Origin of the sequence: Novosphingobium mangrovisedimenti (genome assembly GCF_025153475.1) — a bacterium.
In the GTDB taxonomy this organism is placed as follows: domain Bacteria; phylum Pseudomonadota; class Alphaproteobacteria; order Sphingomonadales; family Sphingomonadaceae; genus Novosphingobium; species Novosphingobium mangrovi_A.
Window position 1 is genome coordinate 64,930 of the sequence record NZ_JANZXA010000009.1, and the last position, 21,525, is coordinate 86,454.

Annotated in this window: 23 protein-coding genes and 1 tRNA gene; 12 read left to right on the plus strand and 12 right to left on the minus strand. The window is 64.5% G+C overall.

The features are described from left to right. Positions 1 to 95: 95 nt before the first annotated feature. Both NZK81_RS13725 and NZK81_RS13730 read right to left on the minus strand, forming a co-directional pair. A tRNA-Ala gene (locus NZK81_RS13725) sits at positions 96 to 171 on the minus strand. Positions 172 to 321: 150 nt separating this feature from the next. After that, positions 322 to 642, minus strand: coding sequence for a TIGR02300 family protein (locus NZK81_RS13730; RefSeq protein ID WP_260046692.1), 321 nt, complete (start codon positions 640 to 642; stop codon positions 322 to 324). Positions 643 to 826: 184 nt separating this feature from the next. Between NZK81_RS13730 and aroA the strand changes: the two genes are divergently transcribed. The 6 genes from aroA to gloB all read left to right on the plus strand — a co-directional run bounded on the left by aroA (position 827) and on the right by gloB (position 6,485). Further along, positions 827 to 2,179 (plus strand): 3-phosphoshikimate 1-carboxyvinyltransferase, encoded by a 1,353-nt coding sequence (gene aroA, locus NZK81_RS13735; RefSeq protein WP_260046693.1) that lies wholly within the window; start codon positions 827 to 829, stop codon positions 2,177 to 2,179. Then, positions 2,176 to 2,634 (plus strand): nucleoside deaminase, encoded by a 459-nt coding sequence (locus NZK81_RS13740; RefSeq protein ID WP_260046694.1) that lies wholly within the window; start codon positions 2,176 to 2,178, stop codon positions 2,632 to 2,634. Before aroA ends, NZK81_RS13740 begins: the two co-directional genes overlap by 4 nt. Before the next feature lie 70 nt (positions 2,635 to 2,704). Continuing rightward, positions 2,705 to 3,325: a (d)CMP kinase gene (gene cmk / locus NZK81_RS13745; RefSeq protein WP_260046839.1), complete on the plus strand. Its 621-nt coding sequence runs from the start codon at positions 2,705 to 2,707 to the stop codon at positions 3,323 to 3,325. Then, positions 3,325 to 3,687: a cytochrome c gene (locus NZK81_RS13750; protein WP_260046696.1), complete on the plus strand. Its 363-nt coding sequence runs from the start codon at positions 3,325 to 3,327 to the stop codon at positions 3,685 to 3,687. The genes cmk and NZK81_RS13750 overlap by 1 nt, the downstream gene beginning before the upstream one ends. Before the next feature lie 220 nt (positions 3,688 to 3,907). Next, a complete protein-coding gene (gene rpsA / locus NZK81_RS13755; protein WP_260046697.1) occupies positions 3,908 to 5,614 on the plus strand; it encodes a 30S ribosomal protein S1 in 1,707 nt (568 codons plus the stop codon). Between the two features lie 112 nt (positions 5,615 to 5,726). After that, positions 5,727 to 6,485, plus strand: coding sequence for a hydroxyacylglutathione hydrolase (gloB, locus tag NZK81_RS13760; RefSeq protein ID WP_260046698.1), 759 nt, complete (start codon positions 5,727 to 5,729; stop codon positions 6,483 to 6,485). Between the two features lie 80 nt (positions 6,486 to 6,565). Here gloB and NZK81_RS13765 read toward each other — a convergent pair whose 3' ends face one another. The 10 genes from NZK81_RS13765 to NZK81_RS13810 form a co-directional block, all read right to left on the minus strand. Further along, entirely contained in the window at positions 6,566 to 6,754 is a 189-nt protein-coding gene (locus NZK81_RS13765) for a flagellar FlbD family protein (RefSeq protein ID WP_260046699.1), read from the minus strand. Positions 6,755 to 6,934: 180 nt separating this feature from the next. Further along, the gene (locus NZK81_RS13770; RefSeq protein ID WP_260046700.1) at positions 6,935 to 8,503 is read right to left on the minus strand and encodes a serine hydrolase; all 1,569 of its coding nucleotides are present in this window, start codon (positions 8,501 to 8,503) and stop codon (positions 6,935 to 6,937) included. Positions 8,504 to 8,714: 211 nt separating this feature from the next. Beyond that, positions 8,715 to 9,290, minus strand: coding sequence for a F0F1 ATP synthase subunit B family protein (locus NZK81_RS13775; RefSeq protein WP_260046701.1), 576 nt, complete (start codon positions 9,288 to 9,290; stop codon positions 8,715 to 8,717). Then, a complete protein-coding gene (locus NZK81_RS13780) occupies positions 9,283 to 9,777 on the minus strand; it encodes a F0F1 ATP synthase subunit B family protein (protein WP_260046702.1) in 495 nt (164 codons plus the stop codon). The genes NZK81_RS13775 and NZK81_RS13780 overlap by 8 nt, the downstream gene beginning before the upstream one ends. Positions 9,778 to 9,881: 104 nt before the next feature. Continuing rightward, on the minus strand, positions 9,882 to 10,106 hold the full coding sequence (locus tag NZK81_RS13785) for a F0F1 ATP synthase subunit C (protein ID WP_008833283.1): 225 nt from the start codon (positions 10,104 to 10,106) through the stop codon (positions 9,882 to 9,884). 39 nt (positions 10,107 to 10,145) lie between these two features. Beyond that, positions 10,146 to 10,931, minus strand: coding sequence for a F0F1 ATP synthase subunit A (locus tag NZK81_RS13790; RefSeq protein ID WP_260046703.1), 786 nt, complete (start codon positions 10,929 to 10,931; stop codon positions 10,146 to 10,148). Positions 10,932 to 10,996: 65 nt separating this feature from the next. Continuing rightward, a complete protein-coding gene (locus NZK81_RS13795; protein ID WP_260046704.1) occupies positions 10,997 to 11,317 on the minus strand; it encodes an AtpZ/AtpI family protein in 321 nt (106 codons plus the stop codon). A 290-nt stretch (positions 11,318 to 11,607) separates the two neighbouring features. Beyond that, positions 11,608 to 12,009 carry a YdbL family probable chaperone protein gene (locus NZK81_RS13800; RefSeq protein WP_419181683.1) on the minus strand — a complete coding sequence of 134 codons (402 nt, stop codon included), beginning with the start codon at positions 12,007 to 12,009 and terminating at the stop codon, positions 11,608 to 11,610. Beyond that, positions 12,009 to 12,242 carry a YnbE family lipoprotein gene (locus NZK81_RS13805; RefSeq protein WP_260046705.1) on the minus strand — a complete coding sequence of 78 codons (234 nt, stop codon included), beginning with the start codon at positions 12,240 to 12,242 and terminating at the stop codon, positions 12,009 to 12,011. Before NZK81_RS13805 ends, NZK81_RS13800 begins: the two co-directional genes overlap by 1 nt. A gap of 65 nt (positions 12,243 to 12,307) precedes the next feature. Continuing rightward, positions 12,308 to 15,517 carry a YdbH domain-containing protein gene (locus NZK81_RS13810; protein ID WP_260046706.1) on the minus strand — a complete coding sequence of 1,070 codons (3,210 nt, stop codon included), beginning with the start codon at positions 15,515 to 15,517 and terminating at the stop codon, positions 12,308 to 12,310. 53 nt (positions 15,518 to 15,570) lie between these two features. On the opposite strand from NZK81_RS13810, the gene radC reads away from it, so the two are divergent. The 6 genes from radC to pyrF all read left to right on the plus strand — a co-directional run bounded on the left by radC (position 15,571) and on the right by pyrF (position 21,504). Continuing rightward, on the plus strand, positions 15,571 to 16,305 hold the full coding sequence (gene radC / locus NZK81_RS13815) for a RadC family protein (RefSeq protein WP_260046707.1): 735 nt from the start codon (positions 15,571 to 15,573) through the stop codon (positions 16,303 to 16,305). Next, the gene (locus tag NZK81_RS13820) at positions 16,305 to 17,039 is read left to right on the plus strand and encodes an NRDE family protein (RefSeq protein ID WP_260046708.1); all 735 of its coding nucleotides are present in this window, start codon (positions 16,305 to 16,307) and stop codon (positions 17,037 to 17,039) included. The genes radC and NZK81_RS13820 overlap by 1 nt, the downstream gene beginning before the upstream one ends. Positions 17,040 to 17,190: 151 nt before the next feature. Next, positions 17,191 to 18,987, plus strand: coding sequence for an SLC13 family permease (locus NZK81_RS13825; protein ID WP_260046710.1), 1,797 nt, complete (start codon positions 17,191 to 17,193; stop codon positions 18,985 to 18,987). Between the two features lie 93 nt (positions 18,988 to 19,080). Next, positions 19,081 to 20,400 carry an adenylosuccinate lyase gene (purB, locus tag NZK81_RS13830; RefSeq protein ID WP_260046712.1) on the plus strand — a complete coding sequence of 440 codons (1,320 nt, stop codon included), beginning with the start codon at positions 19,081 to 19,083 and terminating at the stop codon, positions 20,398 to 20,400. Between the two features lie 68 nt (positions 20,401 to 20,468). Further along, the gene (locus NZK81_RS13835; protein ID WP_260046713.1) at positions 20,469 to 20,822 is read left to right on the plus strand and encodes a LapA family protein; all 354 of its coding nucleotides are present in this window, start codon (positions 20,469 to 20,471) and stop codon (positions 20,820 to 20,822) included. 4 nt (positions 20,823 to 20,826) lie between these two features. Further along, positions 20,827 to 21,504: an orotidine-5'-phosphate decarboxylase gene (pyrF, locus tag NZK81_RS13840; protein ID WP_260046714.1), complete on the plus strand. Its 678-nt coding sequence runs from the start codon at positions 20,827 to 20,829 to the stop codon at positions 21,502 to 21,504. The last annotated feature ends 21 nt before the right edge of the window (positions 21,505 to 21,525 follow it).

The window sequence follows — 21,525 nt, forward strand, 5'->3', positions numbered from 1 at the left end:
AAAACGCCGGCGGACGAAACCTCGCCGGCCAGCGTATCGCTATTACGCGAAACTCATATGTCGAAAGCCAAGGAAAAACCGAGACTTTCGTGAAATGGTGGAGCCGAGGGGGATCGAACCCCTGACCTCTACAATGCCATTGTAGCGCTCTCCCAGCTGAGCTACGGCCCCGTGCCATTTCATCCGGGGCGGTCCTGGGTGGTCCGTCCCGTCCCTTGTGCCTTGCTTGGCGTCTGGGAGGCCGCCCTCTAGTGGGGGGCTCCACGCTTGGCAAGAGGGAATTTGGAGGCGCCCGATTTTTTCCGCCGGGCGCCCGCCAACTCACTCGTCGCGGTCGTCGTCGTCCCCGCCGCCGCCGATACCGAGATCGTCGTCGCCGCCGAGATCGACGTCGTTGTCGGGCGAATCGCTATCCTCGTCGATGTCCAGATCGTCATCGGCCAGGTCGCTGTCCTCCTGCTCGGGGGTCTCCTTCTTCTGGACCTCCTCGAAGGGAATCGGCTGCTTGGACTTCAGCACCGGCTCGGGGTGCCACGCGTAGCCGCACTCGATGCAGGTGACCGGGTCGTCCTTGCCCAGATCGTAAAAGCGGGTGCCGCATTTCGGGCAGCCATGCTTGGCGCCCCACTCAGGCTTGGCCATGAAATGTCCTCGTCTTGTGCAACCGCAAAGGCGCGGAAGCAGAAATTCCGTGTCTTGATGGTAGGGTGCACACGCAAAATCAAGCGTGCCGGCCCCATCAGGGCGCGCGCCTTGCCATAGGCGGCCCGCGCTGTCAAAAGCCCGGCGAAATTAGGCCCTCCTGTCCCCGAAAGACCGCCATCCCGTGAGCCATGCCGATCCGACCGCCAAGCGCCCCCGCCGCTTCCTGCCCGCAGGGCCTCTGAAGGGGCGGATCCGGGTACCCGGCGACAAGTCGATCAGCCACCGCTCGATCATGCTCGGCGCCCTGGCCGTGGGCGAGACACGCGTCACCGGACTGCTGGAAGGCGAGGACGTTCTCGCCACGGCGGCGGCGATGCGGGCAATGGGTGCCACGGTCGAACGGACTGGAGAAGGCGCATGGTCGGTGCACGGCGTGGGCGTGGGCGCCCTGCTCCAGCCCGCGGGCCCGCTCGACATGGGCAACTCCGGCACGTCGACGCGACTGCTGATGGGGCTGGTCGCCAGCCATCCGATCACCACCTCGTTCGTGGGCGATGCCTCTCTGTCGAAGCGCCCCATGGGCCGCGTGATCGAGCCGCTGTCGCAGATGGGCGCCAGCTTCGAGCCGAGCGAGGGCGGACGCCTTCCCCTGACCGTGCACGGTGCCTGCCCGGCCGTTCCGATTTCCTACCGCCTGCCGGTTGCCTCCGCGCAAGTGAAGAGCGCGATCCTGCTGGCCGGGCTCAACACCCCGGGAATCACTACCGTCATCGAACCAGTCCCCACGCGCGACCACTCCGAACGCATGCTGCGTGGCTTCGGTGCGGACCTGAACGTCGACATCGAGGCGAACGGCACCCGCGTCATCACCATTCGCGGCGAGGCGGAACTGAAGCCGCAGACCATCGACGTACCGGGCGATCCCTCGTCCGCCGCCTTCTTCCTGGTCGCCGCGCTGATCACGCCGGGCAGTGAAGTCGTGATCGAGAACGTCGGCCTCAATCCCACGCGCGCGGGACTGGTCGGCGTACTGCGGCAGATGGGCGGAAGAATCGAGGAACTGAACGCCCGCGAAGTCGGCGGCGAACCCGTGGCAGACCTCTTGGTGAAGCATTCCGCGCTGAAGGGGATCGAGGTCGATCCGGCCGTTGCGCCCAGCATGATCGACGAGTTCCCCGCCCTCTTCGTCGCCGCCGCACTGGCTGACGGCGTCACTGTGACCAGCGGCCTCGACGAACTGCGCGTCAAGGAATCGGATCGCCTCGCGGTCATGGCGACAGCACTCACTGCCGCGGGGGCCCGCATCGAGGAACGCGAGGACGGGCTCGTCATCACCGGCACCGGCGGCGAGTTGCTGCCCGGCACCCCCAAGGGCAACGGCGAAGCCATCGCCACGCATCTCGATCATCGCATCGCCATGTCGATGGCCATCGCCGGCCTCGCGAGCCGCGAAGGCGTGGAAGTCGACGACACCCGCCCGATCGCGACAAGCTTCCCGGTGTTCGAGGCGATGCTGGAAAGGCTGTCCGCATGACAGGGAGCGGTCTTTCGGAAATCGACCGCCGCGCCATTGACGCCTGCTATGAACAAGCCCTGGAGAGCTTCAACGAAGGCGGTTTGCCGATAGGCTCGGCGCTCACACGCGGAAACGAGATCATTGCCGTCGGGCACAATCGACGGGTGCAGCAGGGCAACCCGATCCTCCACGGCGAAATGGATTGCCTTCAGAACGCCGGACGCCAGATCAGCTATCGCGACTGCACGCTCTACACCTCGCTTTCGCCCTGCATGATGTGCGCGGGCACGATCGTGCAGTTCAAGATCCCCCGCGTGGTGATCGGCGAGAACCGCAATTTCGGTGGAAACGAACAATTCCTGCGCGACCATGGCGTCGACGTCGAAATCGTCGACGACCTCCGCTGCGTGGACTTGATGGCCCGCTTCATTGCCGAAAACGGAGCACTTTGGGCCGAGGACATCGCTGACTGAGTTCTCGTTCGGCCGAACGCATGAAGGCGGCACCTTGCCAACACGGACGCAGCAGGTCATGGGGCGGCGCATGATCATCGCCGTCGACGGACCAACCGCATCAGGCAAAGGCACGATTGCCCGGGCCCTCGCCGCGCATTTCGGCCTGCCGCATCTCGATACCGGCCTGCTCTACCGCGCCGTCGGGCGGCAATGCCTTCTCAATGGCGGCGACCCCGAAAATCCCGCCGATGCACTGGCCGCCTGCCAGTTCTCCGAAACTCTGCTCGACGACCCCGAACTTCGTTCCGAGGCGACGGGCGGCCTTGCCAGCAAGGCTTCGAGGCATCCTGCCGTTCGTCGGGCTCTCCATGATCGCCAGCGTGCCTTTGCCACGCAGCCGGGCGGTGCCGTGCTGGACGGACGCGATATCGGAACGGTCATTGCCCCCGACGCGGATGTAAAGCTATTCATCACCGCGTCGGTCGAGGCGCGAGCCCGTCGGCGCTTCCTGGAAATGCAGGAGCAAGGCCGCGACGTCTCGCTCGCCGAGATCACCGCCGACCTGGCCGAACGCGACAAACGCGACCGCGAGCGTGAAGAGGCACCCCTGCGCGCAGCCGAAGACGCGGTGCGGCTGGACACGTCCAGCCTGTCGCGCGACGAGGCCATCGCGGCGGCCATCTCCGCGGTCAAGGAGAAAGGCCAGTGATGAGAATCCGTCTTGCGGCCTTCCTCGCCGTTTTTTCTTCCGGCTGTACCGCAACGGCTGCGCCGCCCGCTGTCACGGCCTCGCCCCTTGCAAGTGCCGAACGTGGCCTGTCCTTTGCGCAGGAACGCTGTGCATCCTGCCATGGCGTGGTCCCCAACACCGTTTCTCCAAATCCCGAATCCCCGCCGTTCGAGGATATCGCCAATCGAAACGGACTGACGGTAGAAACGCTGGGCCAGTTCCTGGTCGATTCGCACAACTTCCCGGTTGCGATGGATTTCACGGTGACCCGCACCCAAGCGCGCGATCTCGCCACATGGATGCTGACCATGCGCAAAGCGGGCCATCAACCGCAGCACTGATCCAGGCGAAGGCCGCCATTTTCCTTGCATTTCACGCTCCGCGCGCGTAGGGCGCGCCGGTCCGAAGGCCCCCGTGGCCCGAAGGACGCTGCGGACCGCATCCGGCGCCCGTGGCAGTTCGGCCCTTTTGGCCCGCCGATGCAATGGTGCGGATGGCGGAGAAAGACCGGCGGAAACAACCGCCTGGCCGGAAAAATCGTTGAACAGGAAAGACCTGATAATGGCTACTTCTGCCAATCCGACTCGCGACGATTTCGCGAAAATGCTCGACGAACAGCTCGGCGGCGTTGCCGACGACGGCTTCGAAGGCCGTGTCGTCAAGGGCACCATCACTGCCATCGAGAACGACAAGGCCGTCATCGACGTAGGCCTCAAGAGCGAAGGCCGCGTGCCGCTGCGCGAATTCGCGCGCGGTGAAGACGACCACGGCCTGAAAGTCGGCGACGAAGTCGAAGTCTATGTCGACCGCGTCGAGAACGCCGACGGCGAAGCGATGCTCAGCCGCGACCGCGCTCGCCGCGAAGCCGCCTGGGACAAGCTCGAAAACGAATTCGGCGAAGGCAAGCGCGTCGAGGGCGTGATCTTCGGCCGCGTCAAGGGCGGCTTCACGGTCGACCTCGATGGCGCCGTGGCCTTCCTGCCCGGCTCGCAGGTCGACATCCGTCCGGTGCGCGACGTTGCGCCGCTGATGGACGTGCCGCAGCCCTTCCAGATCCTCAAGATGGACCGTCGCCGCGGCAACATCGTCGTGTCGCGCCGCGCCGTCCTCGAAGAGACCCGTGCCGAGCAGCGCAGCGAGCTGATCGAGAAGCTGTCCGAAGGTCAGGTGATCGAGGGTGTCGTCAAGAACATCACCGACTACGGCGCCTTCGTCGACCTCGGCGGTATCGACGGCCTGCTCCATGTCACCGACATGAGCTACAAGCGCGTCAACCACCCGAGCGAGGTGATCAACATCGGTGACACCGTCACCGTCCAGATCATCCGCATCAACCAGGACACACAGCGCATCTCGCTGGGCATGAAGCAGCTCGAGAGCGATCCCTGGGAAGGCGCGGCCGCCAAGTACCCGGTCGGCGCCAAGCTCACCGGTACGGTCACCAACATCACCGAATACGGCGCCTTCGTGGAGCTGGAGCCGGGCATCGAGGGCCTCGTCCACGTGTCCGAAATGTCCTGGACCAAGAAGAACGTCCACCCGGGCAAGATCGTTTCGACCTCGCAGGAAGTCGAAGTCATGGTGCTGGAAGTCGATTCCGACAAGCGCCGCATCTCGCTCGGCCTCAAGCAGGCTCAGCAGAACCCCTGGGAAGCCTTCGCCGAGAAGCACCCGGTCGGCTCGACCGTGGAAGGCGAAGTCAAGAACGCGACCGAATTCGGCCTGTTCATCGGCCTCGACGGCGACGTCGACGGCATGGTCCACATGTCGGACATCGCCTGGGGCATCTCCGGCGAGGACGCGCTGGCCCTGCACCGCAAGGGCGAGGAAGTCTCGGCCGTGGTTCTCGACGTCGACGTCGAGAAGGAACGCATCAGCCTTGGCATGAAGCAGCTTGAGCGTGGCGCTCCGGCGGCTGGCGGCGTGGCTGCGGCCGGCGGTTCGCTGCGCCGTGGTGAAGTCGTCACCGTCACCGTCCTCGAAGTCCGCGACGGCGGCCTGGAAGTCCAGGCTGGCGACGATGGCGCCACCGGCTTCATCAAGCGTTCGGACCTCGGCCGCGACCGCGACGAGCAGCGCCCCGACCGCTTCCAGGTCGGCCAGAAGCTCGATGCCATGGTCACCGGTTTCGACCGCTCCAAGAAGCCGAACTTCTCGGTCAAGGCCCGCCAGCTGGCCGAAGAGAAGGAAGCCGTGGAACAGTACGGTTCGTCCGACTCGGGTGCGTCGCTCGGCGACATCCTCGGCGAGGCGCTCAAGAACCGTTGATCTTGAGGCGTCCCTTCCGGGACACCGAAATCACCAAGGGCCCGTCCGGAGCAATCCGGGCGGGCTTTTGCTTTGGGCCAACATGGCTACATAGGAAGGCAAGGAGATCTCCATGCTAGAAGTTCACCAGTTTCCCTGTCTGTCCGATAACTACGGCTATCTGCTTCACGATCCGGAGAGCGAGGAAACCGTCTGCATCGACACGCCCGACGCGGACGAATACCTCCGTCAGGCGGGACACAAGGGATGGCAGATCACCCAGATCTGGAACACCCACTGGCATCCCGATCACGCAGGCGGAAACGAGGCGATCAAGGCGGTCACGGGCTGCCATGTCACCGCGCCTGCCGGCGATGCGGGCAAGATCGCCTGGGTCGACCGCACCGTGGAGGACGGCGACACCGTCTCGATCGGCGACCGCAAAGGCAAGGTCATCGACGTGGGCGGCCATACGATGGGTCATGTCGCCTACCACCTGGCCGGTGCACGCATGGCCTTCGTCGGCGATTCACTATTCGCACTGGGATGCGGCCGCATGTTCGAAGGTACCGCGCCGCAGTTCTGGGCGAGTCTGCAGCGGCTCAAGTCCCTGCCCGGCGAAACGATGCTCTACTGCGCACACGAATATACCGAAGCGAACCTCAGGTTCGCGCTTCATGCCGATCCCGACAACGCCGATCTGGCAGCCTATGCCGAGGACATCGCGCGCTTGCGTGCCGCCGGCCTGCCCACCGTGCCCATGAAGCTGGAACGGGAACTGAGGACCAACCCCTTCCTGCGCGCCGACGATCCGGACATGCGGGCACGCTGGGGCGGCGGTGATGCCGTGGCGACGTTCGCCGCGCTGAGAGCGGCCAAGGACAGCTTCTGAAGGCTCTCGCCAGCCTTCGCCCGTTCGTGCCGGGCAAAGCCGGAACACGAACAGGCCGCCGGCAGCCAACCGGTTTCCCGTCAGGTCTCGCGAAACGACTGGGTGCGGTCGAGCCTGCTCATCACTTCTTCGAGCGGCTCGACAACGGTAATGCTGCGCCCCTCGCCGAAGCGGATGCGCGTACCTTCCGATATCTGCGAAATGAACGTGACCTGCGACGCGTTAATCACGGTCGGGGTGCGATCGACACTGGTCAGCTTCACAAACATGCATCACCTCTCCTCAAGGGCAATGCGGCAAGCCTAGACCTTCATCCGGACAAAGCCAGAGATCTGAATCAAAAACGAAAGAAAGAAGCGCAAAAGAAAAAGCTTCCATCGAAGGACGGAGGCTTTTCTGTCTCGTAGACCGGCTCCCCGGCAGCGCCCCTGCGGGGCCCACATGAGCATTCAAGGCAAGGCGCTCCAGGAATGACCCGCCACGCGCACGGGGTGAAGATCCCGATAGTCGAAGGAAAAGTCCACGTCAGGGGTGGCCGGCGCAATCGTGAGCCTCGCCGGACGCCCCTCCCCGTCGGCAACGAAGGTCACGACGGCATCGGCATTGAGATGTCGGTCCGGCCAGCGCGCGACGAACGTCTCTCCGTCGCGATGGACCAGCGGGCCGCGCAGCAACTTCGAGCGGGTCAGATGGATTTCCAGCCCGCTGCCCGTCTCGCGCACGACGATGTCCCCATACCAGGGATCGCGATAAGTCCCCGCATAGGCTGACAGCGGGTGCGCTGTGGCCATGCCCGTTGCGGCATCCGCAGTTGCGGCCGCATCCGATGCCTTCGTCTTTTCCGCCATGAATTCGCGATACCGGCGAACGACCTCGCCATTCCAGTCGGCAGCGTTTTCACCGCGCACCGCCCGGTCGGCAAGCTGATAGGCCAGCAGGTGGGCGGGAACGATATCGTTGGTCAACACCACCACCGCCACCTTGCGGTCCGGCAGCATCACGAGGTTGGTAAGGCCACCCGGCCCCGCACCGCCATGCTCAACGAGGCGTTCGCCGGCGAAGTCCGAAACCGTCCAACCCAAGCCGTAGGCCGTCAGATGGGAATTGGCCAGGCGGCGGCGCATGCCCGACGTGTGCATGATGACATCGCCTTCCTGCATCTCGTGCAGGCGCTCCGGCGTCAGGACCCGCACGCCGCTGGCGGCAGTGCCGTCGCCCATCTGGAACACGGCCCAGCGCGCAATGTCACGTGCAGAACAGGAAATGCTGCCCGCCGGATCGGCGACGGCATCGAGATCCGTCAGAGCTTCTACCTTTGCATCGGCTCCGGCCCGCGAATGCTGCAAGGCCGTCGGCAGCGGCCTGGGTCTCGCGGGGTCAGCCGAGCAAGAGGTCATGCCAAGCGGCACGAACAGCCGCTGTTCGACGAAATCCGCCCAGGACATTCCGGACACCCGCGCCACCACTTCACCGGCGACCATGTAGAGGATGTTGTCGTAAGTGAAACGCTCGCGAAAGCCGGTGGCAAGGGGCAGATGCCTCAACGCCGCAACGACCTCGCCCGGCGTCGCCTTCGCATCGGGCCAGAGCAGCAGGTCGCCTGCCCCGAGCGAAAGGCCCGAACGATGAACGAGCAGGTCGCGCACCGTCATTTCGCGGGTCACATAGGGGTCGCTCATCGCGAATTCGGGCAAGTGCGCGACGACCTTGTCGTCCCAGTTCAGCTTGCCCTCGTCGATCAGCACGGCCAGTGCCGCGGCGGTGAAGGCCTTGGTCATCGAATGGATCGGAAACACGGTATCCGCGTCGACCGGTTGCGCCTTGCCGACCTCTCGCGTGCCGAACCCATGGTCGAAGGCCAGCCTGCCATCCTTGACGACGGCCACTGCCATGCCGGTCGGCGCGAGCCCCTGGTAGACCGCCGCAGCATCTGCCTCGAAGGCGCGATCATCGCAAAGCGCAGGCGAGGCAACGGTCAGGAGACCAAGCGAAAACGAAACGGCAAGACGACGGACCATGAACTGCGGGCTCGCATTTGAAAGAACGTGCCCACGCCCTCGCCCGCACCACCTTCTTGCTCAATGCCACTTCGACAGAGCTTGAACTGCCACCGTCCAGGGCCGCCGAAACGGCAATCGCCATCGACGAACGCCATCACCCCACCAACAAAAAAGCCCCCGTCCGGGGACGGGGGCTTTTTTGTTGTACCGGCTAGCCGGAAAGAGGCGTTCAGATCCCGGCGATCGCCTGGTCGACCAGCGCCTTGTCCGCATCTGCCGAATGGTTGGTCGCGATCAGCCCCTTGGCTGCTGCTGCTGCGGCGGCGGCGGCCTGATTGCGCAGATCGGTGACGGCAGCGATTTCAGTGGCCGCGATCTTGTCCTGCGCCATCTTCTCGCGGCGGGTGATGACGTCGGCCACGTCCTTTTCTGCCTTGGCGACAATCGCGTCAGCCTCGTGACGGGCATGCTCGAGCATCGAGGCCGCGTCCTTTTCGGCATTGGCGATCTTGTCGGCATACTCCTTGCGCAGCGCTTCAGCTTCCGCGCGAAGAGTCTTGGCTTCCTCGAGCTGCGCCTTGATCTCGGCGATCCGGGAATCGAGGCCCTTGGTCAGGAGGCTCGGAGCCCCCTTCCAGATCGCGATGGCGAGCAGCACGATCATCGAGGCGCTGACGACGGCGACCGGCGGCGCAATGCCGAGCAGCGCCGGTTCGGCGTGGTGCTCTACATGCGCGGTGGTCGCGCCGGTGATTTCGGCACCTTCATGGGCAAGGCCCTGCTCTACGGCAACATTGTCAGCCATGGACCAGGTTCTCCTTCACGGCGGAACGGACAGCAGCTTCGTCGACCGAGAGGCCGGCGACGCGGCTGACGATTTCGCGCGCAGCGTCTGCCGCGACGTCCTCGATCTCGGCCGATGCCGAACGACGTGCCTCGGCGATACGGCTTTCGGCATCGGCAAGCTTGCCGTCGATGACGCCCTGTGCAGCCGCAAGGCGGTCTGCGGTGGCGGCGGCAGCCTTGCCGCGTGCATCCGCGATCAGGCTCTGTGCCTCGGCACGGTTCGCGTTTTCACGCGTGCGCCAGGCAGCCTCTTCCTCGTCGGCCTGCTTGCGAGCGCGCTCGGCGGCGAAGAGGTCGTCTGCAATCTGCTTGTCGCGCTGCGCGACCGTATCCATCACCTTCGGCACCATGCCCCGCCCGACGACGAAGAAGGTGAAGCCGAAGAAGACCAGCAGCCAGAAGATCTGGCTGGAATAGGTCGCGGCAAGCTGTTCGATTTGAGGCATGGGTCAGCCTTGTCTCGAGGTGGCCGTCAAAAACTTCAGGTCCGTCGATCCGGGCCGCCCCACCAAAGGGTTCGGGCAGCCCGGTCAAACGGAAACGCGTGCGATCAGGCGAAGATCAGCAGCGCGGCGATAACGAACGAGAGCAGGCCCAGAAGCTCGGCACCGGCGAAGCCGATGAACAGGCGGCCCTGCTGGGCGTCAGCGGCGCCCGGGTTGCGCAGCGCGCCTTCGAGGAACTTGGCGAAAACGTTGCCCACGCCGATCGAAGCGAGGCCAGCGCCGATAGCGGCGAAACCAGCACCAAGCAGCTTTGCAGCTTCTGCGTCCATTTCAAAAACTCCCTTTGGAAAACTCGATTGGCGGTAAAATCAGTGAAGGTTCTCGGCGTCGTTCAGATAGACGCAGGTGAGAAGAGCGAAAACGTATGCCTGGATCGCGGCCACCAGCAGCTCGAGAGCGCAGATGCCGACCATCAGGATGAAGCTGGGCAGGCCGGCAATGGCGAAGAGGCCGATACTGGCGTTACCCGAGCTGATCACGAAGCTGGAGAGCACTTCGAGCAGGACGTGGCCGGCCATCATCGCGACGAACAGTCGCAGGCCGAGGCTGAACGGACGCACCAGAAACGAGATCAGCTCGACCACGAAGATGGCCGGGATCATCGCAGCAGGCGTACCGTGCGGCACGAAGAGCGAGAAAAAGTGCAGCTTGTGCTTGGCGAAACCGACGATGATCACGATCGAGAACGACAGGATCGAAAGAACGCCGGTGGCCGAGAAGTGGCTGGTGAACGTGAAGGGATGCAGCCCCAGCACGCCGAGCGGCATGAGGCCGAGGAAGTTGGCGAAGAGAATGAACATGAACAGCGAGAAGATGTAGGGCACATACTTCTTGCCGGCGGCGCCAACATTGGCGGCCAGCATGCCATCGATGAAGCCGGTGAAGGTTTCCACCGCCATCTGCCAGCGGCCGGGCACGAGCTGACGCTTGGCACCGCCTGCCACGAAAACGAGCAGAAGCACGGTAGCGATCGCCATCCACAGCGCACTATTGGTGAAGGCGATATTATAGCCCGCAATCTGCCAGCCATCAGAGCCGAACAACGGCTCGATGGTGAACTGGTGCATCGGGTCGACCTTGCCTTCAGCTGCCACGCGAATATCCCTGTCGCCTGTTGAACAACAGCGCCCCTTCCCCTGGCCCAAAAAGAAATTTGGGATCAGTCGGGACGCCGGTTCGAAATCCGGATAATGTTCCTGAAGGCGACGAAGATTCCGAAGAACAACATCACCAACAGACCCCAGGGCGACGTTCCGGCAAAGTGATCGATCACCCAACCGAGAAACAGGCCGCCCGCGACACCCCCCAGCAATTCCGACAGCACGCGGTTCCCAAGACGATAATTCTCGTCCGATTCCACGCCCGCCGTCGGTTGGTTGCGCTTCTCTTCCCGCTCACGAAGGGCTTTCAGCCGCTCGTCGAGCGCGTCGATACGCGCATCCTCACCAACAGGGTCCCGGGTTTCAGGCTCGTCGTTCATGTCAGGCTCCTCATGAGACACGGGAACACACGACGCGCACAACGGCCGTCCGCCAAGAGCGCCGCCCCCTTAGGTTGCGGCTTTTCCCGAGTCAACCGTGGCGCGTGCTGCGCTGCAACTCTTCCGCAGGGCAAGATACCGCATCGGCCCGCACAGCCACAATGCCCCGGATTTGCCGGACCGATACCGCGTTGGCGATAGGTCACGAAAAAGGCCGGACGACATCGCTGTCGACCGGCCTTTTCGAACGAATCAGGAAAGGCGTTCGCGCCCCGTCCCGACAGTCGCCCCTATTTGCAGCCCGCCGGGCGCGACGGCATCGCTGCGCCGCGCGTTTGCCAGGAGCCATCGGGCGCCTGATATTTCTCGCCCGGCTTGGTGTCGGCCAGCAGGCGGCACGCGGTTGCCGTGGCATATTCCTGAACGGTGCTCTTCGCGGCGGCAGCGCCCTCGGTGTAGACCGCACGGCGCTTGTTGTTGAGATCGCGCACCATCTTGACGATGTCCTGCGACTGGCTGCCGACCACGCCCAGGTAGCCGTCCTGCTGCTCGCCAATCTGCCCCGCGGCGCGCGCGGCGGCATATTCGGGGCTGCGACCCTGCGCCTGGACCACGACGGGGCCCGTCGCCATGAGCGCGGCCGCCACGGCCATCCCGGCCACCTTGAAACCCTTGATAGACAACCTGGTCATCAGAAAATGTCCTTGTTCTCCTCGATCGTCTTGGCCGCTTCAGCGTCAAGGCGATAGACGACTTCCTGCCGGATATTGATGTTCAGCTCGATCACGATCGGCTTGTCGGGCGCCGCCAGATTGACGCATCCCCCAAGCACCCCGATCGCACCCGCGACCATCAGCACCGGCCCCTGCTTCCATACGGCGCGAACGGCGCGCCCGCCGAACCCTTGGCCTTGCTGCAATTTCATCTTGCCCCGACATCTCATCGCCGGATTTGTTGCAGCCGGAAAGCCTCCGGTCAATTCACATGCCGTCATGGGTTATTCTCACTGACTGGAGGCTGAATGGCTGAAACGGCGGGAGCCTGCCGTCCCCGCGCCTTGGGGACACCGTCTATGCCGATAAGGCCGAGCGTGCGCGGGTCCGTCACGTAGCTGGGATCGTAGAGCGACCGCAGCGGCGCGAACAGGCTGAAGAAGGGCGCCTTGATATTGAGCACGAAACGGATCGGCAGCTTCGCGACCTGCTTCGTCAGGAAATTCTGCTTGGCACCGAGCCCCTGGCTGAGGCCGGTGAAGCTGACGCGGGTGATGATCTCTCCCGCCAGATCGCCGCCGAGCGAAATCTCCATGCTCTGGAAATTCACCGACTTGAGCGTATCGAAGGCGAAATTACCCATTGCGGACAAGTCCTTGTACGTCAGCTCGCCGACGTAGGCGACATTGCCGCCCGGTGGCCGCGAAACGAGATGGCCTTCCTCGATCCGCCCGCCGTTCTCGTCGAACACCAGCGGCAAACGGCCGTCGAAGACACCCGATGCGTTGAGGTTGTCCATTTCGAGATGCCGCACGAACGTCGTCGCATCGAGCCCTTCGACCTTCAGCGTGTAGTAGCGCGTCTCGGCAACGCCGATCTTCATGTGCGCGGGTTCGAGCGCAAGCGTGCCCCCCATGAAAGGCCAGTGGGCACTATTGACCTGCAGGTAGTGGTCGGGCTTCATCTCGAAGGAGAGGATGCCGTCCGTCACTTCGATGCCGGGGTTGATCGAGGCAAGCTTCAATCGCTGGTCGGGCGCGGTGACGAGGCCGAGAAGATCGGTGAACACCACTTCGCCCGACAGCCCTTTTACCGGACCGAAGGGCGCAGCGAAGTCGACGCCGTCGGTAGCAAGGCGGCCATGGCTGGTGACGCCTTTCTCGTTCCAGTCGATTCGGCCGGTCCCGCGAACCGTTCCTTCGAGACTGGAGACGATGCCCAGCGCCAGGGCGGAGAGCGTATCGGCCTGCAGCTTGTCGTCGAACCGGATGCCGTCCGCGGTAAGGTCGGCATGGCCTGTGGCACTGCCGAGGTCGTGCACGATGTCTGCGCGCACAACTTCCCGGCCGCTTTCCGGTTCGCGAATGACCGCCTGCGCGGTGATTATGTTGTCGGCAAGGCGCAGGGTAGCATCGCGCGCGACCATGGGCTGGAAACGGGCGACCTTTTCACGGTCGACGAGCGTGAAGATGGCGCCATCGATCGTAAGCACGCCATCCGCATAGCGCCAGTTGCCGGCCGTCCTGCGCAAATCGAGGGGAACAGCGTAGAGGCCCAGGTCGGCCCCGCCGAACGTCCCGGCGGTCTCGGCACCGACGCGCGCGTCGAGATCCGCGATTCGGAACTGCGAAACGCCGTCTTCCGGCCCGAGATCGACCGCGAGTGCCGTGGCCTTGAGCACGCCGGGGCCGGTGCCGTCCTGAACGAACCCGAGCGGCCCACTGACGATGCGAATCGGCGTTTCCCCGAGATGCCCGAACAGGTCGAGCCCGGAAACGCCCGCGGCCACCCGCAGATTGCCACCCCTGCCCTGAACGACAGCCCGCCCTTCCACAGGGCAAACCGACAGACTGCGCCGGTCGAGTGTCAGGCTGGCGAACTGCAGCCGGTCGAAAGCCACCTGAGCGCAGCGCGGCCAGACCGCAAGATCGCCATTCGCTCCCCAACTTCCCGCAATCGGCAGGATCAGGTTTTCCGCCCGTCCGCCGGGCAGATCGCCCGTGAGACTGGCCTTGCCGGTAAAGGTCAGAGCACCGTCGGCACCCTGAACCAGCGCGAGCTGCGGCAATGCAACGCGCGTGTCGCCGGCGCGGTAACCCGGCATCGTCACATGCATCGCCAGCCTGCCGTCGTTGCCGCTTTCCATCCGGCCGGAGACTTGTGGCAATCCGCGCCCTCCGGTGGCGAAATTGCCGGTCACGCGAGGCAGTCCACCCGTACCGAACATCGCCTGCACGCGCGAAAGCGTCAGCAGCGAAGACCCACTGCCTCCCTTGAGAGAGCCCTGCGGCACGACGAGACTAAACCCCTCGTCCGTTCGCCGAAGGAGCACGTTGGCAACAAGCGTGCTGGCGCGGGTTTCCAGGGCAAGCGCGCTGCGCATTTGCGCGGCGAGGGGCGCCACGAGCGTGCCCTCGCCCGTCCGCTGTGCATCGCGCAGGGTCTGGTCCAGCGCGGTCCCCAGGGCGATGCCCTTTCCGCCGATGTCGCTGTCGACATCGAAGCGGGCGAGCCCCTCGGCGGAACGGGCCCGGCCATCGAACGAGAGGCGGGCAAGCCGGGCTTGCGGCGTCCTGACACCGCGTGCCTCAAGGTCGTAGCGGGCATTGAGCGAACGGCCACGGTAGGTGAAATTGGCAGTACCGGACGCGCCATCGAGGCGATTGTCCCCATAGCGCCCTGCCCCGGCCTTGAAGCCGAGCTTGCCCTCGCCGCCATCGAGCGCCTTGTCGAGCGTGACGTCGAGCGTCAGCCCTGCCTGCGCCACCGCGACTTCACGGTCCGGACAGCCAAGGCCCGCCATGCGCACCGGCCCTTCGAAGCGCGGCTTTTCGGATGCCGTGGTCACCTTGCCGTAAATGCTGGTGCGCCCGGCCTTGCAGCCGTCGAACGACAATTCCGGCGCGACTGCTGCCAGTTCGCCGGAAAAACCGCCGCGCAAAGGGCCTTCACCGGTCAGCTTCGCACCGATCCGGCCATTGTCGCTTTCGATCAAAGCGCGCCCGTCCACTACCGCGACATCGAGGTCGGGCATCTCGAAGGGCCCAGCCTTCCCGGTAAACAGCACCTTGTCGAGACTGCCGAAGCTCATCTTGCCATCATGGTAGGCGCCATAGAGGCGCGGGCGCACCACGGTGATCCGCCCGATCCCCGGAAGGCCCCAGTACAGCCGGGTCGCCACGCGAAGTTCCGCCGCGCTGAAATCCGGCTTCTTCGGATCGCCGATCACCAGATTGCGGACCACCTGTTCAGAAGGACCGATCGATACCACTTCATAGTGCGCCGGCAGTCCCATCGATTCGAGTTCGCCGGAGATCACATCGTCAGCGATATCCTTGCGCATGACCCAGACGGAGCCGAGCACCACGACCAGCAGCGCAGCAAGCGCAAGCATTACCCTGCGCCAACGCACGCAGCGCGCAGGCGTCACGCTCGTCTCGCTCGCCGCGAAATCGGGCTCCGGGGGCTGGTCCTGCTCTTGCGCCATGCACTCCATCACTTGCGCTGACAGCGCCAGAAAGGCAATTGTTTGTGCACTCTATGCCAGACGACGCCCCACTCTTCGATGAACGGGCTGCTCCCGTGCCAAGGCACATCGACGCGGCCAACGATCCCAGCGGGCATCGCAAGCGGCTCCGCAAACGGTTGCTGGACGGCGGACAGGATGCGCTCGCCGATCATGAGGTGATCGAACTCCTGCTGACCCAGGCTGTTCCCCGCCGCGACATGAAACCGCTGGCGCGCAGTCTGCTGCAGCGCTTCGGATCGCTCGCGGGCGTGCTGCAGGCCGATCCGCACACGCTCGCCAGCCATCCCGGCATGGGCGAGGCGAGCGCGGCGGCCCTGCAACTGGTCCGCGTCGCCGCCACCCGCATGGCGCGGCAGAAGGTTCGCGAGGCGCCGGTGATCGGCTCGTGGCAGGCACTGATAGATTACCTGACGATCGACATGGCCCATCTCACCGTGGAACGCGTACGCGTGCTTCACCTCAATGCGCGCAACATGCTGGTGCTGGACGATCTGGTCGGTGAAGGCTCGGTCGACGAAGCGGCCATCCATCCCCGCGAGGTAATCCGTCGCGCGCTCGACATCGGCGCGACAGCGCTGATCCTCGTCCATAACCACCCCTCGGGCTCCCCCCAGCCGAGCCGCGCGGACATCGAAATCACCAACCGCATCGCCGAAGCAGGACGCTTGCTGGGCATCACGGTTCACGACCATGTCATCATCGGTCGCGAAGGGCATGTCAGCCTGAGAGCCAAGGGACTTATCTGATGTGCGTTGCCGCCGTTGCATGGGATGCACATCCCGACTGGCTACTCGTCTGCGCGGGCAACCGCGACGAATTCCACGCCCGGCCCGCCGCACCGCTCGCGTGCTGGGAGGACGGCTCAGGAATCATCGCAGGCACCGACCTGACCGGCGGCGGCACCTGGCTGGGCGTCACCGAGGCGGGCCGTTTCGCGCTGGTCACCAATTACCGGGTACCGCAAGGCCCCCAGCCCGGCCGTCCCTCGCGCGGGCGCCTCGTGACGGATCTGCTTACCGGAGCCGATCCGGAAAACATGACGGCGATGAATCCGTTCAACCTGGTGCTCGTCGAGGACGCCAAGGCATGGTTCCTGACCAACCACCCCCAACTCGAGCGCAGGCGCCTTTCGACGGGCATTCACGGCCTTTCGAACGGCGGCTTCGATGTCCCCTGGCCCAAGACCGTGAAAGTCGAGAAGGCGCTCGAACGGTGGCTTGCGGATGGCGATCGCACATTCGCCCCCCTTCTCGACGCCCTGCGCGACGAGACGCCCGCCATCGATGCAGAACGCCCGGAACATGGCCCCGAACCGCGATTCTCGCCCGTCTTCATCCACGATGAGAGCTACGGCACGCGCTGCAGCACCGTCCTGGCGATCGGCCACGATGGCCGCGGCACGATTATCGAACGCAGCTTTTCGCCACTGGGCGAAATGACAGGCGAATGCACCGAAAGCTTCATGTGGCCGGTCAGCTAGTCTAAGCAAGGGTTTCTATGTCACGAGATTTTGACGGAACGGCGCCATTCTCAATCGTTTTAATAGACAATTACACTTGCACGCCGCGCAATTCCCGCTAACTCGTCGTACCGGGCTATGACGCCGATCGGATGAAAGGGCTGCGGACAGAATGATCCTGGGATTCGACGTGGGCTCGCCTGCCGTGATGGGCGTTCTTCTCGTCCTGCTCTTCCTTGCCTTCGCGTTCGAGGTGGCCGCTCCCGAAGTGGTCGCCATCGTGCTTGTCGCCGTGCTGCTTCTGCTCGGCGTCCTCGCCACGAACGACGTGCTTGATGCCATGAGCAACCCTGCCCCGTTGACGATCGTGTGCATGTTCATGATCTCTTCGGCGATGGTGCGCACCGGCGCGCTCGACCATCTGGCCACGCGCATCACCGGCATCGGCAAGACCCGGCCGACTCTCTCGATCGCGGCCTTCCTGGCGGTAATCGCGGCGATGTCGGCCTTCACCAACAACACGCCGCTGGTGATGATGATGATCCCGGTCGCCATGACGCTGGCAAAGGAACTGAACATCGTCCCGTCCAAGATTCTGATGCCGGTCTCGTTCGCTGCGGTTCTGGGCGGCACGGTGACCCTGCTGGGCACATCGACCAACATCCTGGTCGATGGCGTGGCCCGCAAGGCCGGCCTTGCGCCCTTGTCCCTTTTCGAGATCGCGCCGGTGGGCATGGTCGTGGCGGTCATCGGCGTGATCTGGCTGGCGATCTCGCACCGCCTTCTGCCCGAGCGTCACACGGTCGCGGGCGTAACCGCCACAAGCGACAACAAGCGTTTCGTCGTGTCGGTCTTCATTGAGGCGGGCTCCCCCTACATCGGCCAGGATCCGCGCCAGATCGATCTCTTCTCGCGCCCCGAGCGCCGCCTCGTCGATGTCCTTCGCGGTGACGAATCGCTGCGCCGCGACCTCGCCCACTGCCTGCTGGAGGAAGGCGACATCGTGGTGATGCGCACGTCCGCCACCGACCTCATGACGATCAAGGAGCGCGGCCAGCACGCCCTGACGGCCGCTTCCGCCACCGATCCGCACCTCGTCCAACTTTCCACCCGCAATTCGATCATGGTCGAGACACTGCTGGCGCCGGGCGCTGCGATCATCGGTCACACGCTGGCCGACCTGCGCCTGCGCCGTCGCTACGGCGTCTATCCCATCGCGCTCCATCGCAAGGGCACCAACCTGGAGGAGCGCTACGAGACAGTGCCCCTGCAGGTGGGCGACACCGTGCTGATGGAAGGCGCGCCCGAGGATCTGCGCCGGCTTGTCGAGGATCAGCAACTGGTCAACATCGCCGAGCCGACGTTCCAGGGCTTCCGCCGCAACAAGGCCTGGATCGCGGTGGGCACGATGATCGGCATCGTCATTGCCGCCGCCCTGGACGTGATGCCCCTCGCAGGCCTGGCGGTGCTCGGCGTCGCCATCGTGCTGGGCATGCGCTGCGTCGAGCCGGACGAGGCGTTCAAGTCGGTCGACTGGCGCATCATCGCCCTCATCGTCGCCATGCTGTCGATCGGCACCGCGCTGGAAAGGACCGGCCTTGTCGAATCCATAGTATCGCTGGCCACGCCCTGGCTTGGAACGATGGGTCCCTTTGCCGCGCTGGTCACGATCTATCTGCTCAGCCTTGTACTGACCGAACTCGTCACCAACAACGCGGTGGCAGTGGTGGTAACGCCCATCGGCATCAGCCTTGCCAATGCGCTTCACGTCGATCCGCGGCCTTTCGTCGTGGCGGTCATGTTCGCGGCCTCGGCTAGCTTCCTCACCCCGATCGGCTATCAGACCAACACCCTGATCTACGGCGCGGGCGGCTACAGGTTCACCGACTTCTACAAGTTCGGTTTCCCGCTGACGCTGATCGTCTCGATCACGACACTCATCATGATTCCGATGATCTGGCCGTTCTGAACCACCTGGTCCGGCACCGATGCCGGGCCACGCCCTCTTGCCTTCCGCGCCCGCTCCCCCTAGCGGCTCGCGCGGAAGCAAAAGGAGTCGAACATGGTCCCCCGCTACGCCCGCCCCGCGATGACCGCGATCTGGGAGCCCGAAGCACGCTATCGCATCTGGTTCGAGATCGAGGCGCACGCCGCGGTCAAGATGGGCGAAATGGGCACCGTGCCCGCAAGCGCCGGCAAGGCCCTGTGGGACTGGTGGGCCACCAATCCCAGGATCGACGTCGCTGCGATCGACGCGATCGAGGCCGTCACCAAGCACGACGTCATTGCCTTCCTCGACTGGGTCGCCCAGCAGGTCGGCCCCGAAGCGCGCTTCATGCACCAGGGCATGACCAGCTCCGACGTGCTCGACACGACCCTGAACGTCCAGCTCGTGCGTGCCGCCGACATCCTTCTCGAAGACCTCGACGGCCTGCTCGCCGCGATCAAGCGTCGCGCCGAGGAGCACAAGTACACCCCCACCATCGGCCGCAGCCACGGCATCCACGCCGAGCCGGTGACTTTCGGCCTCAAGATGGCCGAGGCCTATGCCGAATTCTCCCGCGCGAAGAAGCGCCTGATCGCCGCGCGCGAGGAAGTGGCGACTTGCGCGATCTCCGGCGCGGTCGGCACCTTCGCCAATGTCGACCCGGCCGTGGAAGCCTATGTCGCGGACAAGATGGGCCTCGAGGTCGAGCCAGTCTCCACCCAGGTGATCCCGCGTGACCGCCACGCCATGTTCTTCGCGACGCTGGGCGTCATCGCCAGCTCGATCGAGCGCCTTGCCGTCGAGGTTCGCCACCTGCAGCGCACCGAAGTTCTCGAGGCCGAGGAATACTTCTCGCCCGGCCAGAAGGGCTCGTCGGCCATGCCGCACAAACGCAACCCGGTGCTCACCGAGAACCTCACCGGTCAGGCCCGCATCATCCGTTCCTACGCCATGCCGGCAATGGAGAACGTGGCGCTCTGGCACGAGCGCGACATCTCGCACTCCTCGGTTGAGCGTTTCATCGGGCCCGACGCGACGATCACGCTCGACTTCGCGCTGGCCCGCCTGACCGGGGTCATCGACAAGCTGCTCATTTACCCCGAGCGCATGCTCAAGAACCTCGATCGCATGGGCGGCCTCGTCCATTCGCAGCGCGTGCTGCTGGCCCTGACCCAGGCCGGCCTTACCCGCGACGAGAGCTACCGCCTCGTCCAGCGCAACGCCATGAAGGTGTGGGAATCGGATGGTCAGCTCAGCCTGATGGAACTGCTCAAGGCTGATCCCGATGTCGCCGCAGCGCTGCCTGCAAAGGTGATCGAGGACAAGTTCAACCTCGACTATCACTTCAAGCACGTCGACACGATCTTCGATCGCGTGTTCGGCAAGCAAGCCTGACCGCCACTCTTCACTTGCCGCGCATTCCCGCCTAGCATCGGGCATTCGCGAAGAGAGCAGGAGGAAGAATGCAGATCATCCGGACTGTAACATGGATTGCGATCACCGCGATCCTCGTCGCTTTCATCGCCATGAACTGGACGAAGGTGCCAGTGAATTTCTGGCCGCTCGATGATGGCAACTACATCCACTTCGAATGGCCGGTAGGGATCGTCGCGCTGGTGTTCTTCCTGCTCGGCATGGCGCCAGTCTGGCTCTATCTGCGGGCCATGCGCTGGCGGATGAGCCGGCGGATCGCCAACCTCGAGAACTCGCTGCGTGCCAGTTCCTTGCCCTCGATCAATGCCCACCCCGCCGAGACCGTCTCAACCGAAACGGCACCCGAACCGACATCTTCGCCAACCCGTACCCCGGAAGCCTGAACCCATGAACCACAATCCCGTCTTTCTGGCCCTCGACATGCCTCGCCTCGACGCCGCGGAGGCGCTGGTCCGCAAGGTTTCCGGCCATATCGGCGGGATCAAGCTGGGGCTGGAGTTCTTCTGCGCCCACGGCCACCACGGCGTGCATGAATTGCACAAGCTGGGCCTGCCGATCTTCCTCGATCTCAAGCTGCACGACATTCCGAACACCGTGGCCGCGGCGATGCAGGCAATCCACGTTCTCGAACCGTCGATCGTCACTGTCCATGCCGCCGGCGGCCGCGCGATGATGGAAGATGCCAAGGCCGCGGCGGGCGAAAACTGCAAGGTCGTGGGCGTCACCGTGCTCACCAGTCTCGATGACGACGACCTCACCGCCATCGGCGTAAAGTCCGATCCGAACGAACAGGCACTGCGGCTGGCCGAGCTGGCCCATTCCGCCGGGCTCGACGGCATCGTCTGTTCCGGCCACGAAGTCGGCGCCGTCCACAAGCAGTGGAAGGACGGCTTCTTCGTCGTCCCCGGCCTGCGCCTCGACGATGGCAAGCAAGGCGACCAGAAGCGCATCGTCACTCCGCGTCAGGCACGCGATGCCGGCGCCAGCGTGCTCGTCATCGGCCGTCCGATCAGCCGTGCGGAAGATCCTATGGCAGCGGCCAAGGCGATCGAAGCCACGCTCTGAAAACAGTTCAGCCTGCGGAAA

Excerpts from the sequence above, each read along its gene's own strand:
- purB (WP_260046712.1), top strand. The coding sequence starts at position 19,081 with ATGGTCCCCCGCTACGCCCGCCCCGCGATGACCGCGATCTGGGAGCCC.
- NZK81_RS13820 (WP_260046708.1), top strand. The coding sequence starts at position 16,305 with ATGTGCGTTGCCGCCGTTGCATGGGATGCACATCCCGACTGGCTACTC.
- NZK81_RS13775 (WP_260046701.1), bottom strand. The coding sequence starts at position 9,290 with ATGGCTGACAATGTTGCCGTAGAGCAGGGCCTTGCCCATGAAGGTGCC.
- rpsA (WP_260046697.1), top strand. The coding sequence starts at position 3,908 with ATGGCTACTTCTGCCAATCCGACTCGCGACGATTTCGCGAAAATGCTC.
- NZK81_RS13835 (WP_260046713.1), top strand. The coding sequence starts at position 20,469 with ATGCAGATCATCCGGACTGTAACATGGATTGCGATCACCGCGATCCTC.
- radC (WP_260046707.1), top strand. The coding sequence starts at position 15,571 with ATGCCAGACGACGCCCCACTCTTCGATGAACGGGCTGCTCCCGTGCCA.
- NZK81_RS13770 (WP_260046700.1), bottom strand. The coding sequence starts at position 8,503 with ATGGTCCGTCGTCTTGCCGTTTCGTTTTCGCTTGGTCTCCTGACCGTT.
- NZK81_RS13750 (WP_260046696.1), top strand. The coding sequence starts at position 3,325 with ATGAGAATCCGTCTTGCGGCCTTCCTCGCCGTTTTTTCTTCCGGCTGT.
- NZK81_RS13740 (WP_260046694.1), top strand. The coding sequence starts at position 2,176 with ATGACAGGGAGCGGTCTTTCGGAAATCGACCGCCGCGCCATTGACGCC.
- NZK81_RS13795 (WP_260046704.1), bottom strand. The coding sequence starts at position 11,317 with ATGAACGACGAGCCTGAAACCCGGGACCCTGTTGGTGAGGATGCGCGT.
- NZK81_RS13780 (WP_260046702.1), bottom strand. The coding sequence starts at position 9,777 with ATGCCTCAAATCGAACAGCTTGCCGCGACCTATTCCAGCCAGATCTTC.
- NZK81_RS13800 (WP_419181683.1), bottom strand. The coding sequence starts at position 12,009 with ATGACCAGGTTGTCTATCAAGGGTTTCAAGGTGGCCGGGATGGCCGTG.
- cmk (WP_260046839.1), top strand. The coding sequence starts at position 2,705 with ATGATCATCGCCGTCGACGGACCAACCGCATCAGGCAAAGGCACGATT.
- gloB (WP_260046698.1), top strand. The coding sequence starts at position 5,727 with ATGCTAGAAGTTCACCAGTTTCCCTGTCTGTCCGATAACTACGGCTAT.
- NZK81_RS13805 (WP_260046705.1), bottom strand. The coding sequence starts at position 12,242 with ATGAAATTGCAGCAAGGCCAAGGGTTCGGCGGGCGCGCCGTTCGCGCC.
- NZK81_RS13730 (WP_260046692.1), bottom strand. The coding sequence starts at position 642 with ATGGCCAAGCCTGAGTGGGGCGCCAAGCATGGCTGCCCGAAATGCGGC.
- NZK81_RS13785 (WP_008833283.1), bottom strand. The coding sequence starts at position 10,106 with ATGGACGCAGAAGCTGCAAAGCTGCTTGGTGCTGGTTTCGCCGCTATC.
- NZK81_RS13765 (WP_260046699.1), bottom strand. The coding sequence starts at position 6,754 with ATGTTTGTGAAGCTGACCAGTGTCGATCGCACCCCGACCGTGATTAAC.
- NZK81_RS13810 (WP_260046706.1), bottom strand. The coding sequence starts at position 15,517 with ATGGCGCAAGAGCAGGACCAGCCCCCGGAGCCCGATTTCGCGGCGAGC.
- NZK81_RS13825 (WP_260046710.1), top strand. The coding sequence starts at position 17,191 with ATGATCCTGGGATTCGACGTGGGCTCGCCTGCCGTGATGGGCGTTCTT.
- pyrF (WP_260046714.1), top strand. The coding sequence starts at position 20,827 with ATGAACCACAATCCCGTCTTTCTGGCCCTCGACATGCCTCGCCTCGAC.